A 20,772-nucleotide genomic window follows, 5' to 3' on the forward strand; every position below is an offset into this window, starting at 1 on the left:
CACGACCGGACGATCGGTGCCGACCCCGAAGCCGCGCATCGCGGCGCCGAACTCCTCCAGGTCCGGCAGGGGGTGGCGGCCCCCCTGACCGGGAGCGCCGGGCGGGGCCGCGAGGTCCCGGTCCAGGTCGACGAAGTGGGCGCCCGGCAGGTGTCCGGCCCGGTACTCCTCCGCCGCCGTCGGGCCGCCTGCGGCCGCACCGACCAGCTGGTAGCGCACGTCCAGCAGCACCGGCGGGCGCGAGGAGGCGAGCGCCTCCCGCAGCTCGGCCGCGGAGATCAGCGGGGAACCGTCGTTGTAGGTGGTCATGCGGGCCATTGTCGCGCAGAGCGGCCGAACCGCCGCTCTTTGTGGGGTCTTTGCCGGAATTTCCGCGCGGCCCGAGGGTTGGTCGCACGCCGGAGTGGAAGCATCACCCTCGCGTGCGCGAATTCCGTGCGCCAACCGCCCGTGAGGAGGCCCGCATTGCCCGCGGTGAAACTCCGGCTCGCCCAGGGCACGCCGTGCTGGGTCAGCCTGCTGACCGACGACCTGGCCGGCGCCCGCGCGTTCTACGGCGACCTGCTCGGCTGGAGCTACTCCCCCGGGCCGGCCCAACTCGGCGACTACGTCCGGGCCGAGCTCGACGGGCAGCCCGTCGCCGGCCTCGGCGTCTCCAGCGCCACCGGTTTCCCGGTGCAGTGGACCACCTACTTCGCCGTGGACAGCGCCGACTCCGTCGCCCAGCTCGTCCGCGAGTGCGGCGGCACCGTCGCCGTCGGCCCCCTCCAGGCCGAGCGCGCCGGACGGATGGCCATCGCCGCCGACGTCTCCGGCGCCGTCTTCGGGCTGTGGCAGGGCGAGGAACACGTCGGCCGCGAGGCCGGACCGGAACCCGGCGGCCCCGCCTGGGCCGAACTGCTCACCCCCGACGCCGAGGGCGCCGCCGCCTTCTACGCCACCGTCCTCGGCCGCACCCTCCGGCCCGGCGGCGAGGAGTCGGCGCTGCTGGTGCAGGGCCGGCCGGTCGCCGGCATCCGGCACCGCGCCGAACTGCGCGGCCACCCGCCGCGCTGGCGCATCCACTTCGCCGTCCGCGACACCGAACTCACCGCCCGCCGCGCCGTCGAACTCGGCGGGCGGGTCCTGGTCGGACCGCACGACACCGCGCGCGGCCGGGCCGCCCGCCTGGCCGACCCGCAGGGCGGGCACTTCTCCGTCCTGGAACCCCGCTAGAAGAACTGCCCTACGCCTGGGTCTGCTCGAAGGGGAGCACGTCCGGCGAGAGCACCGAGGCGCGGGCGGTCGCCGCGGTCAGGCGACGGCGGTGGTGGCGACGGCACAGCACCTCGTAGCCGACCTCGTCCTCCTTCACCGAGATGTCGCCGATCACGACCTGCGCGCCCTCGACGACCATCACGCCGCCGACCGTCCGCGCGTTGTGGGTGGCCCGCGCGCCGCACCAGCACAGCGCCTCCACCTGCAGCACCTCGACCCGGTCGGCCAGCTCGATCAGCCGCTGCGAGCCCGGGAACAGCCGGGTGCGGAAGTCCGTCGTGATCCCGAACGTGTAGACGTCGATGTCGAGTTCGTCCACCACCCGGGCCAGCTGGTCGACCTGCTCGGCCGCGAAGAACTGGGCCTCGTCGCAGATCAGGTAGTCCACCCGGCCGCCGGCCGACAACCGCTGCACCACGTGCGCGTGGAAGTCGAAGTCGTCGGTCACCTCGACCGCCTCGGCGCGCAGGCCGAGCCGGCTGGAGATGGTCGCCGCGCCGGCCCGGTCGTGGCGGGTCAGGATGACCCCCTGCCGGCCGCGGGCGGTGTGGTTGTGGTCCATCTGCAGCGCCAGCGTCGACTTGCCGCAGTCCATCGTGCCCGAGAAGAACACCAGTTCAGCCATGGGTGGAGCAAGGGCCTTTCACATCAGGGGACTTCGGGCACCGGGGAAGCGGTGGCAGCGGTGCTGCGGACGACATCGGCGGCACGGCTCAGGCACGCACTTCGAGCAACGGCACGAACTGCTCGACCGGGGTCATCGAACCGTGCAGGCCGATCATCGCCGACTCGCCGGGCTCGTTGCGGGAGGCGATGATCGCGACGTCGTCCCGGGCCGCGGCGACCACGTCACCGATCCGCGCGTACACCCGCTCGTCCACGGCCGGGCCGAACCAGCCCGCCGCGATCGCCTCGTCCCTGGTCGCCACCCACATCCGGTCGCCGAGCACCTCGCTCCACACCGTGTGCACGTCGGCCGCCGCCCCCGGCACCGCGTACACGTGCCGGGCCCGGCCCTCGCCGCCCAGCAGGGCCACGCCCGCGCCGAGCTCCCAGTCCTCGTCGAAGTCGATCCGGTCCTCCGGCGCGATGTCGATCATGCCGTGGTCGGCCGTGACGTACATCGCCGAGCGCGGCGGCAGCTGCTCGGCCAGCCGCCGGGCCAGCCGGTCCACCGCGTCCAGGGTCATCCGCCACTCGTCCGAGTCCACGCCGAAGCGGTGGCCCGCGCCGTCCAGCTCGCTGACGTACGTGTACACCAGCGCCCGGTCGTGCTCGGCCAGCCAGGCCGCGGCCTGGTCCATCCGCTCCTCGCCGGTGGTCCGGCCCATGAACGTGCCGCCGGACAGCGCCACCCTGGTCAGCGGGGTCTGCGCGAACAGCGGGGAGGACACCTGGGCCGTCGCCACCCCGGCCGCGTGCGTCCGCTCGAAGACCGTCGGGTACGGCTGCCAGGCCGCCGGGTCCGTCGGCGGCTGCCAGCGCAGCTGGTTCATCAGGTACCCGGCACCGGGAACCGCCACCGTGTACCCGGCCAGACCGTGCAGCCCCGGCGGGGTGCCGGTGCCGACCGAGGCCAGCGAGGTCGCCGTCGTCGACGGGAACCCGGCCGTCAGCGGACGGCCCGTGCCGGCCATCGAGCTGCCCGCCAGCGATGACAGGAACGGCGCGTACTCGGGGTGGCGCAGCAGCAGCTCCCAGCCGAGGCCGTCGACCAGGAACACCACCACGCGGTCGGCCGGGGCGATCGGCAGCGTCGCCGAGAAACCCTCGACGCCCAGTCCCGCCGCGACCGAGGGCAGCAGGTCGCAGAGCGAACCGCTGCCGTAGGCGGGAGCGGGGGCGGAGGCGGGATCGAGGATCTCGAAGGCGTCGTAGCCGTCGGAAGGTGCGAAAGACATGGATCCGGTTTCGTGGCGGGTCGTCGGCGCGGTCGGCAGCGGTCGGCAGCGGTCGTTCCGAGCGGGCGGTCGGGCGGCGGCGCGGCTCAGGCCCGCGGGGCGTTGCTGATCGTCGCGTCCGACAGCGCCCGGGCGAACACCAGCGCCTGCGCGACCGTCTCCGGGCCGTCGCCGGCCTCGCTCACCCGCAGTGACAGGTCGTCAGCCGTCGCCGAACCCGTGTAGCCGTGATCCGCCTCGCAGTTCGGGTCCGAGCAGCCCGCCGGCTCCAGGTCCAGCCGCTGCACCGCGCCCCAGCCGATCGTCAGGACGACCTCGCGCGGCAGCGTGCCCGGGGTGTACGTCTCCGGGTTCGCCACCATCCGGCTCACCACGACCGAACCGATCCGGTCCAGCCGGACGCTCTCCGTCGACGTCGTCGCGAGCGGCACCGACGGGCTGGCGGCGTCCCCGGTCTGCTCGTCGGTGTGGCTCACCACGAACCGGGTCGGGGTCAGCACCAGCACGGTGACGTGGCGGCGCACCTCGTTGGCGTCGAACGTCGTCTCCTGGTGCACCAGGTACGAGCTGATCGGCTCCGGGCCGACCGCGGACTCCACCGCTTCGGACACCAGGGCCGGGTAGTAGCCGCTGCGCTCGATCGCCGAGCGCAGGTCCTGAGTGGTGGTGGTACCGGTCTTCGCCATAACTCCATCCTGGCATGGTCCGCCGACGAAGCGGGCGGCGCGGCGCCGAGCTTCGGACAACAGCGCCCACGGGCAGGCGCAACCAAGGAAGGTTACAGGCTGCTCATGGCGCGCGGGCCCAGATCGCTGCGGACGGGCAGGGGCGCGATGCGCACCCGCGCCCCCAGGATCGCCAGCCCGTGCGGGCCCACGACCACCGGTTCGAGGTCCACCGACGCGACCTCCGGCAGGTCGTCCACCAGCCGCGACACCCGCAGGAGCAGCTCCTCCAGCGCGCCCGTGTCCACCGCCTCCGCACCCCGCCAGCCGAACAGCAGCGGCGCCGCCCGGACCTCCCGGATCAGCCCGGCGACGTCCTGATCGGTGGCCGGAACCAGTCGGTGCGCGACGTCGCCGAGGAGTTCGGCCGGCGCGCCGGCCAGACCGAAGGACAGGATCGCGCCCACCGCCGGGTCGACCGTGGCGCCGATCACGGTGTCCACCCCGCGCGGGGCCAGCCGCTGCACCACCAGCTCGGCCTGCGCGGCCCCGCCGAGCAGGGCGTCCAGCTCGCGGTGCGCGCGGCGCAGGCCCGGCTCGCCGGTCAGGTCCAGGCGGACGCTGCCCAGGTCGGGGCGGTGGCGCAGGTGCGGGGCGGTCGCCTTGAGCGCCACCGGGTAACCCAGCGCGGAGGCCGCCCGCACCGCCGTCTCCTCGTCCGGGGCGGGCAGCGTCGGCGAGACGTCGATGCCGTACTTCGCCAGCAGCGCGCGGGCCTCCGCGTCGGGCAGCGTGATCCGGGCACCGCCCGGCTGGGTGCGCGCGGCCACGGCGGCGCGGGTGGTCAGCGCCGCGTCCACCAGGGCCCGGGCCCCCGGCTCGTCGATCCGGTCCAGCTCGGGCACCCGGGCGGTCTCCTCCGCCTCGGCCATCCGACGGCGCCACTGCCCGTAGTGCACGGCGTGCGCGAGGGCGCGCACCGCACGCTCGGGCGCCGCGAACGCCGGGATGCCGCCCGGGCGCAGCCGCACCGGCAGATCGGTCAGCGCCAGGTGCGCCAGCACCAGCGGCTTGCCCAACTCCCTTGCCCGCTCGCCGGCTTCGAGCAGCGCGGCGGCGATCTCCGGGTCGTCCGAGCCCATCTCCGGGTCCTCGGGGCCGGTCAGCCGGCCGCCCATGAACGCGTGCGCGGACGTGCCGATCGGCGGGATCGCGACCGCGATCACCGCGTCCACGGCCGGATCGGACAGGGCGACGTCCAGCGCGATCCGGAAGTTCTCCCCGGTCGCGGCCGTGGTCAGGTCGACCGGCGTACGGGGGCGCAGGCCGGCGCTCAGGCAGGCGTCGTAGGTCAGCAGGCCGAGCGAGTCCGAGTTGCCGACCACCGCGACCCGGTCCCCCGGCGGCAGCGGCTGCTGCACCAGCAGCTCACCGGTGTCGTACAGCTCGGTGATCGTCTCCACCCGGGTGACCCCGGCCTGCTCGAACAGCGCGTCCACCGTCGCGTCGTGCAGCCCCGTCGCGGTGGCCGGGACGGCGTGACCGGGCGGCAGGCTCCCGGTGTGACGCGCGCCCTTCACGACGACGACCGGCTTCACGGCGGCCAGGCGGCGGGCGATCCGCGTGAACTTGCGCGGATTGCCGAACGACTCCAGGTAGAGCAGCACCACCTCGGTCGCGTCGTCCTCCGCCCAGTACTGCAGGAAATCGTTACCGGAGACGTCGGACCGGTTGCCGACCGACGCGAACGACGAGACCCCGAGACCCCGGCGGTGCGCGGCCTCCAGCAGCGCCACCCCGATCGCGCCGGACTGGCAGAAGATCCCGAAACCACCGCGCCGCGGCAGGTGCGGCGCCAGCGAGGCGTTCAGCGGGAGCCCGGGATCGGTGTTGATCAGGCCGAACGCGTTCGGGCCGACCACCCGCATCCCCGCCGCGCGGGCCTGGCGCACCAGCGCCCGCTGACGGTCACGGCCCTCCGGGCCGGTCTCCGCGTACCCGGCCGTCACCACGACCAGGCCCTGCACCCCGCGGGCGCCGCACTCGGCCACCGTCGCCGGCACCGCGCTCTCGGGGACGGCGATCACCGCCAGGTCCACCGGGCCCGGGATGTCCAGGACCGACCGGTACACCGGGACGCCGTCCAGCTCCGTCCCGGCCGGAGCCTTGCGGTTCACCGCGTAGACCGGGCGCACCGCCTCCTCGTCCCCGTGCTTGCTCTCGAACTCGGTGTCGAAACTGCCCAGCAGATCCCGCAGCAGCGCCCGGCCGACGGTCTGCGGATTGCGCGACACCCCGATCACCGCCACCGCACGCGGCGTGAGCAACCGCTGCACCGAACGCGCCTCCGCACGGTGCTCCCGCGCCCGCATCACCGCCAGCGAGCGGTCCGTCTGCTCCAGGCCGAACTCCAGGTGCACCACACCGTCCGCGAAGCTCCGGCGCTGCGTGTAACCGGCGTCCGTGAACACCTTCACCATCTTCCGGTTCTCCGGCAGCACCTCCGCCTGGAAACGACGGATCCCCCGCTCCTGCGCCACCGCCGCGATGTGCTCCAGCAACGCCGACGCCACCCCGCGCCCCTGGTGCGCGTCCTGCACCAGGAACGCCACCTCCGCATCCGTCCCGGTGTCCGACGGGCGGCCCTCGGCATCGATCCGGTCGTACCGCACGGTCGCGATGAAACGGTCCCGGACGACCACCGCCAGCGCCACCCGGTTCACGAAATCGTGGTGCGTGAAGCGGCGGACGTCCTTCTCCGAGAGCTTCGGATAAGGAGCGAAGAAACGGAAGTACTTCGACTGGTCCGAGACCTGCTCGTAGAACTCCACCAGCCGCCCGGCATCGGCCGGCGTGATCGGCCGGATCCGGGCCGTGCCACCGTCGCGCAGCAGGATGTCGGCCTCCCAGTGCTGCGGATAGTCCGGATGCCCTGGGTGCTGCGCCGCCGCGGAGTCGTCCACGATCGTCAGGTTATCCGGCGGCGAGCCGGATGGCGCCCGGCGTGCACGCGCGGCAGGCGCGCGGCAGGGTGGACAGGGCCACTGGCCGGGCCTTATGCCGGGAAAATGCCCCGAAAAGAAACAATCACAACTCCCGAACGCGGCGGCTCGCAGGGGTCGGCTGCATGCAACACTGGTCTAGACAACATGGCCGCTTCCCCGAGCACGGCCGTGACCAGCTTCACCGGAAAGGCACGTCTCATGGCCGAGCGCCGCGTCACCATCGGTTGGGCCGAGGGCCTGCACGCCCGTCCCGCCTCCATCTTCGTCCGCGCCGTCGCGGCCACCGGCGTGCCGATCACCATCGCCAAGCCGGGCGGCAACCCCGTCAACGCCGCCTCCATGCTCGGCCTGCTGGCCCTGGGCGCCCAGGGCGGCGAAGAGGTCATCCTCGCCACCGACGCCGAGAACGCCGACGAAGCCCTCGACCGCCTCGCCAAGCTCGTCACCGAAGGCCTCGAAGAACTCCCCGCCGCCGCCTGAGCCCACTCTCTCGACGCGCAGACGACCCGAACAGGGGTGCACCGCTCGGCGGTGCACCCCTGTTCGGGTGATCAGCCCTTCACGCAAACGACCTGCTTCAGGTGGGCGACCACCTCGACGAGGTCCTTCTGCTGCTCGATGACCTTCTCAATGGACTTGTAGGCGCCCGGAATCTCGTCCACGACTCCGCTGTCCTTGCGGCACTCCACGCCCTTGGTCTGCTCGACCAGGTCCCGCGTGGTGAATCGCTTCTTCGCCGCGTTCCGACTCATCTTGCGGCCGGCGCCGTGCGACGCGGAGTTGAACGCCGCCTCGTTGCCGAGGCCGCGAACGATGTACGAACCGGTACCCATCGAGCCCGGGATGATTCCGTAGTCGCCGGATCCGGCCCGGATCGCGCCCTTGCGGGTCACGAGCAGGTCGACACCGTCGTAGCTCTCCTCCGCAACGTAGTTGTGGTGGCAGCTGATGACCTCGTCGAAGGTGACCTTCGCCTTCGCGAACTCCCGGCGGACGACGTCCTGGAAGAGCGACATCATGAGGGCCCGGTTGTGCTTCGCGTACTCCTGCGCCCAGAACAGGTCCTGGCGGTAGGCCGCCATCTGCGGAGTGTCCGCGATGAACACCGCGAGATCCTGGTCGATCAGGCCCTGGTTGTGCGGCAGCGAGCGGGCGACGCCCATGTGATGCTCGGCCAGTTCCTTGCCGATGTTGCGCGAGCCGGAGTGGAGCATCAGCCAGACCACGCCAGTAGTATCAACGCATAGTTCTATGAAGTGATTTCCTCCGCCGAGCGTCGCCATCTGCTGCATGGCCCGCTCGCGGCGCCACTTCACCTCCGGGGCCACACGGTCGAACCGGCCCCAGAAGTCGTCCCACCCCGCCGTCGCGAAGCCGTGGAGCTTGCGCGGGTCGACCGGGTCGGTGTGGAGGCCGCGGCCGACCGGGATGGCCTGCTCGATCTTGGAGCGGAGGCGGGAAAGGTCGTCCGGGAGGTCCTTGGCGGTGAGGGAGGTCTTCACCGCGCTCATGCCGCAGCCGATGTCCACGCCGACCGCCGCCGGGCAGACGGCGCCCTTCATCGCGATGACGGAGCCGACCGTCGCGCCCTTGCCCAGGTGGACGTCGGGCATGACGGCGAGGCCGTGGAGCCAGGGCAGGGAGCTGATGTTGCGCAGCTGCTGCATGGCCGCGCCCTCGACGGTGGCCGGGTCGGTCCACATCCGGATGGGGACCCGGATTCCGGGCACCTCGGTGTACGACATGGGTGTTCGACCTCCAAGGTCGGTCAATTCACTGGGAGTTGCCGCGCGACGAGAATCCCGGCGCGGCTCGGGGAAGACCAGAAAGGTGCGCTCAGGCGCCCAGGGCACAGGGGGAGTACGGCCTTGGGGAGCGTCGTCGTATGGTTCGCTCGACCCGCATGGTGACCGCCTCCCTTCGTTCGTCTGAGTCCGAGGTCGGACTTCGTACGTCTGTGCTGTGCTGGGGGATATCTATCCACGGAACGGCCCCGGCCTGCAACGGATTTAAAAACGCGGCAGGCCCGGCGGAGCGGCGATCGCTCCAACGGGCCTGCCAAAAAAGACGGAGGGGTCAGCTGACGACCGTGACCTCGCCGATGCCGAGCTTCCGCACGTCCTCCGCGATCGCCGCGGCATCGCCGACCAGCACGGTGACCAGCCGGTCCGGCGGGAAGGCGGCGACGACGGCCTCGGTGGCCGCGGCGGTGGGCAGTTCGGCGAGCTGCCGGTAGACCTCGGCCTGGTAGTCGTCGGGCAGGTGCTGCTCGACCTGGTCGGCCAGGGTGCCGGCGACGGAGCCCGCGGTCTCGTACTTGAGCGGGGCGACGCCGACCAGGAACTGCACGGCCTCGTCCCGCTCGGCGTCGGTGAGGCCGTCTGCGGCGAGGGTGCGCAGGATCGTCCAGGTGTCCTTCAGGGCCGGGGCGGTGGAGGCGGTGTCCACCGAGCCGCTGATGGCGAGCAGGGCGCGTCCGCTGCCGTCGGCGGCGGAGCGCAGCGGCTGGGCGAAGGCGCGGACGCCGTAGGTGTAGCCCTTCTCCTCGCGCAGGACGCGGTCGAGGCGGGAGGTGAGGGTGCCGCCGAGGCAGTAGGTGCCGAGGATCTGGGCTGACCAGTCGGGGTGGTGGCGGTCGGGGCCGATGCGGCCGATGAGGAGCTGGGTCTGGACGGAGTCGGGCCGGTCGACGATGACGACGCGGCCGTGGTCGTCGGCAGTGACGGGGGCGTGGGCGGAGGCCGCGGCCGGGGTGCCGGTCCAGGCGCCGAGGGTGCTCTCCAGGAGGGCGGGCAGGTCGGTGCCGGTGAGGTCGCCGACCACGACGACGGTGCTGGTGGCGGGCCGGACGTGGGCGTCGTAGAAGGCCTTGACGGCGGTGCGGTCGATGGACTTGACGGTGTCGGCGGTGCCGCTGCGGGGGCGGGAGAGGCGGTCGGCGCCGTCGAAGAGTTCGGCGTAGAGGGCCTTGGCGGCGCGCCGGGCGGGGTTGGCCTGCTCGTGGACGATCTCGTCGAGGCGGTTGGCGACGAGGCGCTCGATCTCGTCCTCGGGGAGGGCGGGGGCGCGCAGGGCGTCGGCGAGGAGGGTGAGGCCGCGCTGGAGGCGGGAGGCGGGGACTTCGAGGGAGACGCGGATGCAGGGGTGGTCGGCGTGGGAGTCGAGGGTGGCGCCGGCGCGTTCGAGTTCGCCGGCGAACTCCTCGGCGGTGAGGGTGTCGGTGCCTTCGTTGAGGGCGCGGGCGAGGATGGCGGCGACGCCGTCGAGGCCGTCCGGTTCGGCGGCGAGCGGGGCGTCGAGGAGGACCTCGACGGCGACGAGCTGCTGGCCGGGGCGGTGGCAGTGCAGGACGGTGATGCCGTTGGCGAGGGCGGTGCGCTCGGGGGCGGGGAAGGCCCAGGGGGTGGGGGTGCCGGGCTGGGGCTGGGGGTGGAAGGTCATGGTGGGAACGTGGTCGGTGCTCATGCGGCGGCACCCTCCTCTTCGGAGTCTGCGGAAGCGGCGTCGGTGTCGGCCGTGGTGGGCTCGTAGGCGAGGACGGCCCGGTTGTCGGGGTGGAGCCGGGCCTTCGCGACGGCCCGGACCTCTTCGGCGGTGACGTCGAGGACCTTGGGGAGGGCGTCGTTGAGCAGCTTGGGGTCGCCGAACAGGACGGCGTAGCGGCAGAGTTCGTCGGCGCGGCCGGCGACGGTGGTGAGCCGGTCGAGCCATTCGCGCTCGATCTGGGCCTGGGCGCGTTCGAGTTCTTCGGGGGTGGGGCCTTCGGCGGCGAAGCGGGCGAGTTCCTCGTCGACGGCGGTGTCGATCTGCTGGAGGGTGGCGTCACCGGAGGTCTTGACGTCGAGCCAGCCGAGGCTGGGGGCGCCGGCGAGGCGGAGGAGGCCGAATCCGGCGGCGACGGCGGTGCGGTCGCGGCGCACGAGGCGGTTGTAGAGGCGGCTGGATTCGCCGCTGCCGAGGATGGTGAGGGCGAGGTCGGCGGCGTCGGCCTCGCGGGTGCCGTCGTGCGGGAGGCGGTAGGCGGCCATGAGGGCGCGGGAGGGGACGTCCTCGTGGATCTCTTCGCGCAGTTCGCGTCCGATGGTGTCGGGGAGTTCGCCGGAGCGGGGGGGCTGCTTGCCGTCGTGGGCGGGGATGCTGCCGAAGTACTTCTCGACCCAGGCGATGGTCTGGTCGGGGTCGATGTCGCCGACGACGGAGAGGACGGCGTTGTTGGGCGCGTAGTAGGTGCGGAAGAACGTGCGGGCGTCTTCGAGCGTGGCGGCGTCGAGGTCGGCCATGGAGCCGATGGGGGTGTGGTGGTAGGGGTGGCCGTCCGGGAAGGAGAGCGCGGTGAGCTTCTCGAAGGCGGTGCCGTAGGGGACGTTGTCGTAGCGCTGGCGGCGCTCGTTCTTGACGACGTCCCGCTGGTTCTCCATGGAGGTCTCGTCGAGTGCGGCGAGGAGGGAGCCCATGCGGTCGGCTTCGAGCCAGAGGGCGAGCTCGAGCTGGTGGGCGGGCATGGTCTCGAAGTAGTTGGTGCGCTCGAAGCTGGTGGTGCCGTTGAGCGAGCCGCCGGCGCCCTGGACGAGTTCGAAGTGGCCGTTGTTGGAGACGTTGGCCGAGCCCTGGAACATGAGGTGTTCGAAGAGATGGGCGAGGCCGGTGCGGCCCTTGACCTCGTGGCGCGAGCCGACGTCGTACCAGAGGCAGACCGCGGCGACCGGGGTGAGGTGGTCCTCGGAGAGAACGACGCGCAGGCCGTTGGCCAGGCGGTGCTCGGTGATGGCGATGCCTCGGCTGGAGGCGGGGGCCGGGTTGGCCATGCGCTCGGGTCCTTCCCGTCGTCGATGTCGGGGTTCGTGTGGCGTCCCCCATTGTGGTGCAACGCGCGAGGGGCGCGGATGTGTCCGCGCGGAGGGGGCGTTCGCCAGGGGCGGAAGAGGGGCGCTGGCCGGGAGTGTCGGTGTGAGGGTCCACAATGGGGGCGCCGCGCCCTGTTGCCCCGTCTTTCGAGCAGGGCAGTCGGCACGGCGACAGAGACTGATCGAGACACAGAGCAAGCGAGACGTAAGGGAGCCCCGCCGCGATGGCCCGCCGCAGTTCGCAGACCCCGCCGCCCGGAGACTTCGAGGAGCGGATCCTCGATGTCGACGTCGTGGACGAGATGCAGGGCTCCTTCCTGGAGTACGCCTACTCGGTGATCTACTCGCGCGCGCTGCCCGACGCGCGGGACGGTCTGAAGCCGGTGCACCGGCGGATCCTGTACCAGGCCAACGAGATGGGCCTGCGTCCGGAGCGCGCGCACGTGAAGTGCGCCCGTGTGGTGGGCGAGGTGATGGGACGGCTGCACCCGCACGGCGACCAGTCGATCTACGACGCGGTCGTCCGGATGGCGCAGCCGTTCTCGATGCGGCTGCCGTTGATCGACGGGCACGGGAACTTCGGTTCGCTGGGCAACGACGACCCGCCGGCGGCGATGCGTTACACGGAGTCGCGGCTGACGCCGGCGGCGATGGCGCTGGTGGAGTCGATCCACGAGGACACCGTCGACTTCGGGCCGAACTACGACGGCAGCGAGCAGGAGCCGCTGGCGCTGCCGGCGGCGTTCCCGAACCTGCTGGTGAACGGTGCGACGGGCATCGCGGTGGGCATGGCGACGAACATGCCGCCGCACAACCTGTCCGAGGTGGTGGCGGCGGCCCGGCACCTGATCAAGCACCCGAGCGCGGACCTGGACACGCTGATGCGGTTCGTGCCGGGTCCGGACCTGCCCACGGGTGGGCGGATCGTGGGTCTGGCGGGGATCCGGGACGCGTACGAGTCGGGCCGCGGGACGTTCAAGATCCGTGCGACGACGTCGATCGAGAGCGTCACGGCCCGCCGCAAGGGCATCGTGGTCACCGAGCTGCCGTACAACGTCGGCCCGGAGAAGGTCATTTCGAAGATCAAGGACCTGGTCAACGCGAAGAAGCTGCAGGGCATCGCGGACGTCAAGGACCTGACCGACCGCGAGCACGGGCTGCGGCTGGTGATCGAGGTGAAGAACGGCTTCGTGCCGGAGGCGCTCCTGGAGCAGCTGTACAAGCTGACGCCGATGGAGGAGACGTTCGGCATCAACAACGTGGCGCTGGTGGACGGCCAGCCGCTGACGCTGGGGCTGAAGGAGCTGCTGGAGGTGTACGTCGACCACCGGTTCACGGTGGTGCGGCGGCGCAGCGACTTCCGCCGGCGCAAGCGGGAGGAGCGGCTGCACCTGGTCGAGGGCCTGCTGGTGGCACTGGTCGACATCGACGAGGTGATCGCGATCATCCGGTCGAGCGACAACGCGGGGCAGGCGAAGGAGCGTCTGATGGAGCGCTTCTCGCTGTCGGACACGCAGACGGCGTACATCCTGGACACGCCGCTGCGCCGGCTGACCCGCTTCGACCGGGTGGAGCTGGAGCAGGAGAAGGCGAAGCTGACGTCGGAGATCGCGGACCTGACGGAGATCCTGGAGTCGGACGCGAAGCTGCGCAGCGTGGTGTCGTCCGAACTGGGCGCGGTGGGCAAGCAGTTCGGGACGGAGCGGCGGACAGTGCTGCTGGAGGCGGGGGCGGTGCCGTCGGCGGCGCTGGCGGTGCCGCTGGAGGTGGCGGACGATCCGTGCCGGGTGCTGCTGTCGTCGACGGGTCTGCTGGCGCGGACGGCGGACGGGGAGCCGTTCGAGCTGTCGGAGGCGCGGGCGAAGCACGACGTGATCGTGTCGGCGGTGCCGGCGACGGCGCGGGCGGACGTGGGTGTGGTGACGTCGGCGGGCCGGGTGCTGCGGCTGCCGGTGATCGATCTGCCGGCGCTGCCGCCGACGCCGTCGCCGACGCTGGCGGGTGGGGCGTCGGTCGGGGAGTTCCTGCGACTGGAGGCCGGTGAGCGGGTGCTGGCGCTGACGACGCTGGACGAGTCGTCGCCGGGGCTGGCGCTGGGCACGGTGCAGGGTGTGGTGAAGCGGGTGGTGCCGGAGTGGCCGGCGAACAAGGACGAGTTCGAGGTGATCGCCCTCAAGGAGGGTGACGAGCTGGTGGGTGCGGTGGAGTTGCGCACCGGCGAGGAGGACCTGGTCTTCGTCACGTCGGACGCGCAGTTGCTGCGGTACCCGGCGGGTCAGGTGCGTCCGCAGGGCCGTCCGGCGGGTGGCATGGCGGGGATCAAGCTGGCGGACGGGGCGCGGGTGCTGTCGTTCACGGCGGTGGATCCGGCGGTGGACGCGGTGGTGGTCTCGGTGGCGGGTGCGTCGGGGACGTTGACGGGCGAGGAGCAGTCGACGTGGAAGGTGACGCCGTTCGAGCAGTACCCGCGCAAGGGCCGGGCGACGGGTGGTGTGCGCTGCCAGCGGTTCCTGCGCGGTGAGGACGTGCTGGCGTTCGCGTGGGTGGGTGTGGCGCCGGCCCGGGCGGCGACGGCGAAGGGTGTGCCGGTGGAGCTGCCGGAGCGGGATCCGCGCCGGGACGGTTCGGGTACGCCGGTGACGACGCCGATCGCGGTGGTCGCGGGTCCGGCGTGACCGGTACGACCGGTATGACCGGGTGAGCGGAGGAGGGGTGCCCGTCGGGTGCCCCTCCTCCGTCGTTCGGGCCCGGAGGGGTGGCGGGTGCTGAGGGTAGCCTTGCCCGCGTGAGCACCTGTACGACGCGGTCGCGTGAACTTTCGGAGCCGCTGACCGCCACGGCGGCGGTGGCGACCACCTGGTTGCTGGTGGAGCAGAGCGGGCCGTGGGGCGCGAAGGCGCTGGGCGAGAGCCACCTGGCGCCGGAGACCGGGCGCGCGCTGGAGGCCGCCGCGGCCGGGACGGGCGTGCGGGTGGCGCTGATCCGGCGGCCGGGCCGGCACGCGGACTGCCTGCCGACGCCGCGGCACGAGGTGATCGTGGCGCACACGGTGCCGGGCCGCGGCTGGGTGCGGCGGGCCACGGTGGCGGATCCGGCGGAGCTGCTGGGGCTGGACTTCGCGGCGCTGGGCGCGGGCGACCACGCGGGTTTCGGCGCGGAGCACGTGGGCGGCCCGGTGGCGCTGGTGTGCACGAACGGGCGGCGGGACCGCTGCTGCGCGCTGCTGGGCCGCCCGTTGGCGGCGGACCTGGCGGCGGCGGGCCACAGCGAGGTGTGGGAGGTGACGCACCTGGGCGGGCACCGCTTCTCCCCCACGATGCTGGTGCTGCCGTCCGGTTACGCGTACGGGCGGCTGACGGCGGAGTCTGCCAAGGAGGTGCTGGCGGCGACGGCGGCCGGGCACATGGTGCCGGAGTGGTCGCGGGGCTGTTCGGGCTGGGAGCGTCCGGGCCAGGCGGCGGAGCACGCGGTGCGGCTGGCGATCGGCGAGACCCGGGTGGACGCGCTGACCGTGGCGCAGCGGCCGGACGGCGAGGGCCGCTGGCTGGTCAGGGTGCTGCACGCGGACGGCCGGGCTTGGGAGGTGGACGTGCTGGAGGGCCGGAGCGAGCCGCCGCGTCCGGAGAGCTGTGGGAAGGCGGAGGGCACGCCGTCGCGGATGGACGTGCTGAGCGTGCGGGGCGTCTGAGCCGGGAGCGCCCGAAAGGGGGCGGCCCCGCGCCCGTGGGGGTGAGCGCGGGACCGCCGTTCGGGTCCGGGGTCAGCCGGTGGCCTTGCCGACGAACTCCGAGGTGTAGGTGCGGGAGAGGTCGATCGAGCCCTCCTTGCCCTTCACGTCCGGGTGGAAGGCGGCGAGGACGGCGAGGACGGTCTTCGGTCCGTCGGCCGGCATCACGCCGTCCGTGGTGAACATCGGCAGCGTCGACTTGATCGCGGCCGCGTACTGCTCGGCGCCGCCCTGCGCGTAGTCGGCGGGCATCTTCGCGGCGATCTCCTCGGGGGTGTGCGTGGACATCCACTTGAGGGTCTTGACGAAGGCGTTGGCGAGTTTCTGGGTGGTGTCCTTGTTCTTCTCCACCCAGTCGGTGGCCATGTAGAGCGAGGACGACGGGTAGAGGCCGCCGAGGGCCTGGCGGGAGCCCTCGGGGGTGCGCATGTCGTAGAGGATCTTGCCGAGGCCCTTGTCGAGGACGTTGGCGACGGTCGGGTCGGTGGTCATCCCGGCGTCGATGCTGCCCTGCTGGAGCGCGGCGACGAAGGTCTGGCCGGCGCCGACGGCGATCGGGCTGAACTCGCTGACGGAGGTGCCGTTCTTGACCGCGAGGTACTTGGTGAGGAAGTCGGTCGAGGAGCCGATGCTGGTGACGCCGAGCTTCTTGCCCTTGAAGTCGGCGCCGGACTTGATGGCGTCGGCCTGCTTGGCGGAGACGAGCTCGACCTCGCCGGGGGCCTGGGCGAACTGCACGACGGACTCGACGTTCTTGCCCTTGGCCTGGAGGTCGATGGTGTGGTCGTAGAAGCCGACGGCGCCCTGGACGTCCCCGGCGAGCAGGGCGGTGGTGGCGTTGACGCCGGCGGGCTCGGTCATCAGCTCGACGTTGACGCCGGCGTCGGCGAAGTAGCCGAGCCGCTGGGTGAGCATCGCGGGCAGGTAGATGACCTTGTCCAGGCCACCGACCATGATCTTGACCTTGGGTCCGTCGACCTGCCGGCCGGCCGGTGCGGCGGCGCCGTGGCTGGACGTGGCGGCGTCGTTGGCGCAGGCGGCGAGCGGGAGGAGGAGGGTGGCGGCGAGGGCGGCGGCTACGGCCCCTCTGTTTTTCGAGTTCGGGCGCATGGGTGGGGGTGCCTCTCTACTGCGGAGGAGGGGGTTCAGCGGCCGTCGCCCGCGTCGGCGGGCTTCCAGCGGAAGAGTTTCTTTTCGGCGAAGGTCAGCAGGCCTTCGGTCACCAGCGCGACGACGGCGAGGATCGTCATCGCCGCGTACACACCGGCCGCGTTGAAGGTGCCCTGAGCGGCGGCGACAAGCAGGCCGAGGCCCTTGGTGGCGCCGATGTACTCGCCGACGATGGCGCCGATCAGCGCGAAGCCGAAGCTGACGTGGAGGCTGGTGAAGATCCAGGTGGTGGCGGCGGGGATGACGACCTGCAGGGTGACCTTGCGGTTGTCCGCGCCGAGGATGCGGGCGTTGTTCACGAGGTTGCGGTCCACCTCGCGGGCGCCCTGGAAGGCGTTGAAGAACACCGGGAAGAACACCAGCACCACAGCGGAGGCGACCTTGGAGGCCGGGCCGAGGCCGAACCAGATCAGGAAGATCGGCGCGAGGACGATGCGCGGGATCGCGTTGAGCACCTTGATGTAGGGCCCGAACACGTCGGCCAGGAACCGGATCCGGCCGAGCGCGATGCCCAGCAGCACACCGGCGACGACGCCGATCACCCAGCCGGTGAGGGCCTCGTAGAGGGTGTAGCCGATCTGCTCGCCGAGCGAGCCCTGGGCGGTGCCGTGGGTGATCCACTGCCAGATCTGGTCCCAGATCCTCGACGGCTGCGAGAAGTTGAACGGGTCGATGACGTCCGTCCGGGCGCACACCTCCCACAGCCCCAGGAAGGCGAGGAGCACCGCGACCCGGGCGCCGTACACGCTCAACTTCCGGTTGCGGGCCGCCCGTTCGCGGGCCTCGGTTCTCGTCGTGGGGGCGGCCGGTGCACTGGGCACGGCCGACCCGGTCTCAAGCGGCACGACCCGCTCCTCTCTCCCGGGTGATGCGCACCTCTTCGCCGAGCGAGGCCCAGATCTCGCGGTACAGCTCGACGAACCTCGGTTCCAGGCGGACGGCCTCCACGGTGCGCGGTCGCGGCAGGTCGACGGTGAAGATCTCCTTGACGGTGGCCGGGCCTGCGGTCATGACGACGACGCGGTCGGCGAGCGCGATGGCCTCGTCGAGGTCGTGCGTCACGAAGATGACGGAGGAGCCCGTGCCGGCCCACAGCTCCAGCAGCTGGTCCGACATCAGCGCGCGGGTCTGCACGTCCAGCGCCGAGAACGGCTCGTCCATCAGCAGGATGTCCGGGTCGTTGACGAAGGTCTGGGCGAGCGCGACGCGCTTGCGCATGCCGCCGGACAGCTGGTGCGGGTAGCGGTCCTCGAAGGCGCCGAGCCCGACCCGCCCGAGCCAGTCCCGGGCGCGCTCCTTCGCCTCGGCGGCGGGCACGCCGCGGAAGCGGGGGCCCGCCATGACGTTCGACAGGACGGTGCGCCAGGGGAAGACGGCGTCCTGCTGGAAGACGAACCCGACCCGGGGGTGGATCCCGCGGACCGGCTCCCCGTACACCCGGGCCTCGCCCTCGGTGGGCTCCTCCAGGCCGCTGACCAGCGTCAGCGTGGTGGACTTGCCGCAGCCGGTCGGGCCGACGACGGCGACGAACTCGCCCTGGGCGACGGTCAGATCGAGGTCGCGGACGGCGGTGTGCAGGGCCCCGGAGGGGGTGCGGAACCGTTTCGTCGCGCCGGTCAATTCGATCGCCGGGGTCTTGCTCATGATGATGACCTCCCGGGTCGGTGCTTGCCCCGGAAAGGTAGGAGCGGGCCCGGCCCCGGCGGGAGCCTTCTCCGCGTAGTGCGACTTCTCCGCATTGAGGGGTGTTCTGCTCTTTTTGCTTCCGCTACAACTGCGGGGACGCGGCTGACAGAAACACGCCGGAAACGTAGGGTGTCCCGACCCCCGCACCCCACGGCCGCCGAGAGGAGGCCCGGATGAAGCTCCCCCGCTGGCCCCGCCGGGTCTTCGCGCAACTGCTGCTCAGCCAGACCGTCGTCACCGTCGGTGTCACCGCCGTGACCGCCGGGCTGTTCCTCGCCCCGGTCAGCAGCGAGCTCGACCACGACGCGATGCAGCGCGCCCTGTCCATCGCCCAGGCCACCGCCACCGACGAGGTGATCGCCCGCGCCGCCGCCGCCCGCGACTCCGCGACCGCCCAGCGCAACGCCGAGCAGATCCGCCTCGCCACCGGCGCGAGCTTCGTCGTGGTCACCGACCTGGACGGGATCCGGCTCTCGCACACCGACCCGGGCCGGATCGGCCACCGGGTCAGCACCGACCCGGAGCCCGCGCTCAGCGGCCTCAGCGTCACCGCGATCCAGCAGGGCACGCTCGGACGCACCGCGCGCGGCAAGGTGCCGCTGCGCCTCGCGGACGGGCGGATCGTCGGGGAGGTGTCGGTCGGCATCAGCGACGACTCGATCCGCCGCCGGCTGCTGAAGATGCTGACCGGGATCCTGCTGTGCGCGGGCGCGGGCCTCGCCGCGGGCACGGTCGCGACGCTCGTCCTGGCCCGGCGGCTGAAGCGCCGCACGCACAACATCGCGCTGGCCGACATCTCGGCGCTGCTCGTGGAGCGGGAGGCGATGCTGCACGGCATCCGCGAGGGCATGGTGGCACTGGACGAGCGCGGCCGGATCCGGCTGGCGAACGACGAGGCGGTGCGGCTGCTGGGCCTGCCGCCGGACTGCACCGGCCGCCGTACCGACGAGGTGCTGCCGCCGGGCCGGCTGGCGGACGTGCTGGCCGGGCGGATCACCGGCCCCGACCTGCCCGCCGTCCGGGACGACCGGGTGCTGGTGGTCAACCGGACGGCGACCGCCGAGGGCGCGGTGGTGACGCTGCGCGACCGCACCGAGCTGGAATCGCTGGTCCGGGAGCTGGACACGACCCGCAGCCTGACCGAGGCACTGCGGGCGCAGGACCACGAGCACGCCAACCGGATGCACACGCTGCTGGGCCTGCTGGAGTTGGGCCGGTACGAGCAGGCGGTGGCGTTCATCTCGGAGCAGTCCGGTTCGCACGCGGTGGTCGCGGCGCGGATCGCCGAGCAGGTGCAGGACCCGCACGTGGCGGCGCTGCTGGCGGGCAAGTCGGCGGTGGCGGGCGAGCGCGGGGTGCGGCTGGTGCTGGCCCCGGCGGCGCACCTGCCGGACGCCGTGGTGGACGCGCGGGCGCTGGTGACGGTGCTCGGCAACCTGGTCGACAACGCGGTGGACGCGCTGGCGCCGGGCGGGGGCGGACGGGTCGAGGTGACGCTGGCGGCGGCGGGCTCCACGCTGCTGCTCCAGGTCGCGGACAGCGGCCCGGGCGTGCCGGAGGAGCTGCGCGAGCAGGTCTTCGAGGAGGGGTGGAGCAGCAAGGACGCGCCCGCGCACCGTCCGCGCGGGCTGGGGCTGGCGATGGTGCGGCGGCTGGTGGAGCGCACCGGCGGCCGGATCGTGCTCGACGAGGGGCCGCTGGGCGGTGCCCGGTTCACGGTCGAGCTGCCCGAGGCCCTGCTCACCGGCCGGCTCACGGACCGGCCCGCCGCTCGGCTCGTGGAGGCGTGATGATCGACGTACTCGTGGTGGACGACGACTTCCGGGTCGCGGACGTGCACGCCGCCTACGTGGCGAAGGTGCCGGGCTTCCGGGTGACGGGCACGGCGCACTCGGCCGGGGAGGCGCTGGCGGCGCTGGAGCGCCGTCCGGTGGACCTGCTGCTGCTCGACCACCACCTGCCGGACGAGACGGGCCTGGCGCTGGTGCGCAGGCTGCGGGAGCGGCAGGTGGCGTGCGACGTGATGATGGTGACGGCCGCGCGGGACGTGTCGACGGTGCACGCCGCGATGCAGCACGGCGCGCTCCAGTACCTGGTCAAACCGTTCACGTTCGCCGGGCTGCGCGAGAAGCTCACGGCGTACGCGCAGCTGCGGCACGCGCTGGCCGGTCCGGCGGCGCGGGAGGCGGGCCAGGACGAGGTGGACCGGCTGTTCGCGACCCTGCGCAGCGCCGCGGACCCGGCCGGCGCGCTGCCGAAGGGGCACTCGGCGCCGACGACGGACCTGGTCCTCGGCGTGCTGCGCCGGGCGGGCCGGCCACTGTCCGCGCAGGAGGTGGCCGACGGGACGGGGCTGAGCCGGTCGACGGCGCAGCGCTACCTCAAGCAGCTGGAGCGCGACCGCCGGCTGCGGCTGACCCTGCGCTACGGCGACACCGGGCGCCCGGAGCACCGCTACGGCCTGGCGGCCCGGCCCTGAACACAGGCGTGCCCGCCCCCAAACACGGGGGAACCCCG

16 protein-coding genes and 1 pseudogene are annotated in these 20,772 nt (G+C 72.6%); 6 read left to right on the plus strand and 11 right to left on the minus strand.

Annotated features, from left to right (window positions below; all coding sequences use genetic code 11):
- Positions 1-309: pseudogene (locus AB0O00_RS11520) on the minus strand (hypothetical protein); the annotation flags it as partial.
- A 165-nt stretch (positions 310-474) separates the two neighbouring features.
- Between AB0O00_RS11520 and AB0O00_RS11525 the strand changes: the two are divergent.
- Complete coding sequence (locus tag AB0O00_RS11525) at positions 475-1,215, plus strand: VOC family protein (protein WP_363650596.1); 741 nt, start codon at positions 475-477, stop codon at positions 1,213-1,215.
- A 10-nt stretch (positions 1,216-1,225) separates the two neighbouring features.
- Here AB0O00_RS11525 and AB0O00_RS11530 read toward each other — a convergent pair whose 3' ends face one another.
- The 4 genes from AB0O00_RS11530 to AB0O00_RS11545 all read right to left on the minus strand — a co-directional run bounded on the left by AB0O00_RS11530 (position 1,226) and on the right by AB0O00_RS11545 (position 6,786).
- On the minus strand, positions 1,226-1,882 hold the full coding sequence (locus AB0O00_RS11530) for a thymidine kinase (RefSeq protein ID WP_363650568.1): 657 nt from the start codon (positions 1,880-1,882) through the stop codon (positions 1,226-1,228).
- Between the two features lie 88 nt (positions 1,883-1,970).
- Complete coding sequence (locus tag AB0O00_RS11535) at positions 1,971-3,158, minus strand: nucleotide pyrophosphatase/phosphodiesterase family protein (RefSeq protein WP_363650570.1); 1,188 nt, start codon at positions 3,156-3,158, stop codon at positions 1,971-1,973.
- An 86-nt stretch (positions 3,159-3,244) separates the two neighbouring features.
- Positions 3,245-3,844: a DUF5998 family protein gene (locus tag AB0O00_RS11540; RefSeq protein ID WP_363650572.1), complete on the minus strand. Its 600-nt coding sequence runs from the start codon at positions 3,842-3,844 to the stop codon at positions 3,245-3,247.
- 92 nt (positions 3,845-3,936) lie between these two features.
- Positions 3,937-6,786 (minus strand): GNAT family N-acetyltransferase, encoded by a 2,850-nt coding sequence (locus AB0O00_RS11545; protein ID WP_363650574.1) that lies wholly within the window; start codon positions 6,784-6,786, stop codon positions 3,937-3,939.
- Positions 6,787-7,026: 240 nt separating this feature from the next.
- Here AB0O00_RS11545 and AB0O00_RS11550 point away from each other — a divergent pair, with 240 nt between their 5' ends.
- The gene (locus AB0O00_RS11550; RefSeq protein ID WP_363650576.1) at positions 7,027-7,308 is read left to right on the plus strand and encodes an HPr family phosphocarrier protein; all 282 of its coding nucleotides are present in this window, start codon (positions 7,027-7,029) and stop codon (positions 7,306-7,308) included.
- 71 nt (positions 7,309-7,379) lie between these two features.
- On the opposite strand, the gene AB0O00_RS11555 is transcribed toward AB0O00_RS11550, so the two are convergent.
- From AB0O00_RS11555 to AB0O00_RS11565, 3 genes are all read right to left on the minus strand, one after another.
- Entirely contained in the window at positions 7,380-8,573 is a 1,194-nt protein-coding gene (locus AB0O00_RS11555) for an RtcB family protein (protein WP_363650578.1), read from the minus strand.
- A 331-nt stretch (positions 8,574-8,904) separates the two neighbouring features.
- The gene (locus AB0O00_RS11560) at positions 8,905-10,269 is read right to left on the minus strand and encodes a pitrilysin family protein (protein ID WP_363650598.1); all 1,365 of its coding nucleotides are present in this window, start codon (positions 10,267-10,269) and stop codon (positions 8,905-8,907) included.
- A gap of 20 nt (positions 10,270-10,289) precedes the next feature.
- Positions 10,290-11,633 (minus strand): pitrilysin family protein, encoded by a 1,344-nt coding sequence (locus tag AB0O00_RS11565; protein WP_363650580.1) that lies wholly within the window; start codon positions 11,631-11,633, stop codon positions 10,290-10,292.
- Between the two features lie 263 nt (positions 11,634-11,896).
- On the opposite strand from AB0O00_RS11565, the gene AB0O00_RS11570 reads away from it, so the two are divergent.
- Together AB0O00_RS11570 and AB0O00_RS11575 are read left to right on the plus strand one after the other, a co-directional pair.
- Positions 11,897-14,347, plus strand: a complete 2,451-nt coding sequence (locus AB0O00_RS11570) for a DNA topoisomerase IV subunit A (protein WP_363650582.1) — start codon at positions 11,897-11,899, stop codon at positions 14,345-14,347.
- A gap of 110 nt (positions 14,348-14,457) precedes the next feature.
- Positions 14,458-15,360 carry a sucrase ferredoxin gene (locus AB0O00_RS11575; RefSeq protein ID WP_363650584.1) on the plus strand — a complete coding sequence of 301 codons (903 nt, stop codon included), beginning with the start codon at positions 14,458-14,460 and terminating at the stop codon, positions 15,358-15,360.
- 72 nt (positions 15,361-15,432) lie between these two features.
- Here the strand turns inward: AB0O00_RS11575 and AB0O00_RS11580 are convergent, their stop codons facing one another.
- From AB0O00_RS11580 to AB0O00_RS11590, 3 genes are read right to left on the minus strand one after another with little or no spacing between them, the layout of a single operon-like run.
- Positions 15,433-16,509: an ABC transporter substrate-binding protein gene (locus AB0O00_RS11580; RefSeq protein ID WP_363650586.1), complete on the minus strand. Its 1,077-nt coding sequence runs from the start codon at positions 16,507-16,509 to the stop codon at positions 15,433-15,435.
- A gap of 35 nt (positions 16,510-16,544) precedes the next feature.
- Positions 16,545-17,414 carry an ABC transporter permease gene (locus AB0O00_RS11585; RefSeq protein WP_363650588.1) on the minus strand — a complete coding sequence of 290 codons (870 nt, stop codon included), beginning with the start codon at positions 17,412-17,414 and terminating at the stop codon, positions 16,545-16,547.
- Positions 17,404-18,213: an ABC transporter ATP-binding protein gene (locus AB0O00_RS11590; RefSeq protein ID WP_363650590.1), complete on the minus strand. Its 810-nt coding sequence runs from the start codon at positions 18,211-18,213 to the stop codon at positions 17,404-17,406. The genes AB0O00_RS11585 and AB0O00_RS11590 overlap by 11 nt, the downstream gene beginning before the upstream one ends.
- Positions 18,214-18,428: 215 nt before the next feature.
- Between AB0O00_RS11590 and AB0O00_RS11595 the strand changes: the two genes are divergently transcribed.
- Together AB0O00_RS11595 and AB0O00_RS11600 are read left to right on the plus strand one after the other, a co-directional pair.
- The gene (locus tag AB0O00_RS11595) at positions 18,429-20,045 is read left to right on the plus strand and encodes a sensor histidine kinase (protein ID WP_363650592.1); all 1,617 of its coding nucleotides are present in this window, start codon (positions 18,429-18,431) and stop codon (positions 20,043-20,045) included.
- Entirely contained in the window at positions 20,045-20,734 is a 690-nt protein-coding gene (locus AB0O00_RS11600; protein ID WP_363650594.1) for a response regulator, read from the plus strand. Before AB0O00_RS11595 ends, AB0O00_RS11600 begins: the two co-directional genes overlap by 1 nt.
- Positions 20,735-20,772 lie beyond the last annotated feature (38 nt).

It is taken from the genome of Kitasatospora sp. NPDC093558, from assembly GCF_040683475.1.
In the GTDB taxonomy this organism is placed as follows: Bacteria; Actinomycetota; Actinomycetes; order Streptomycetales; family Streptomycetaceae; genus Kitasatospora.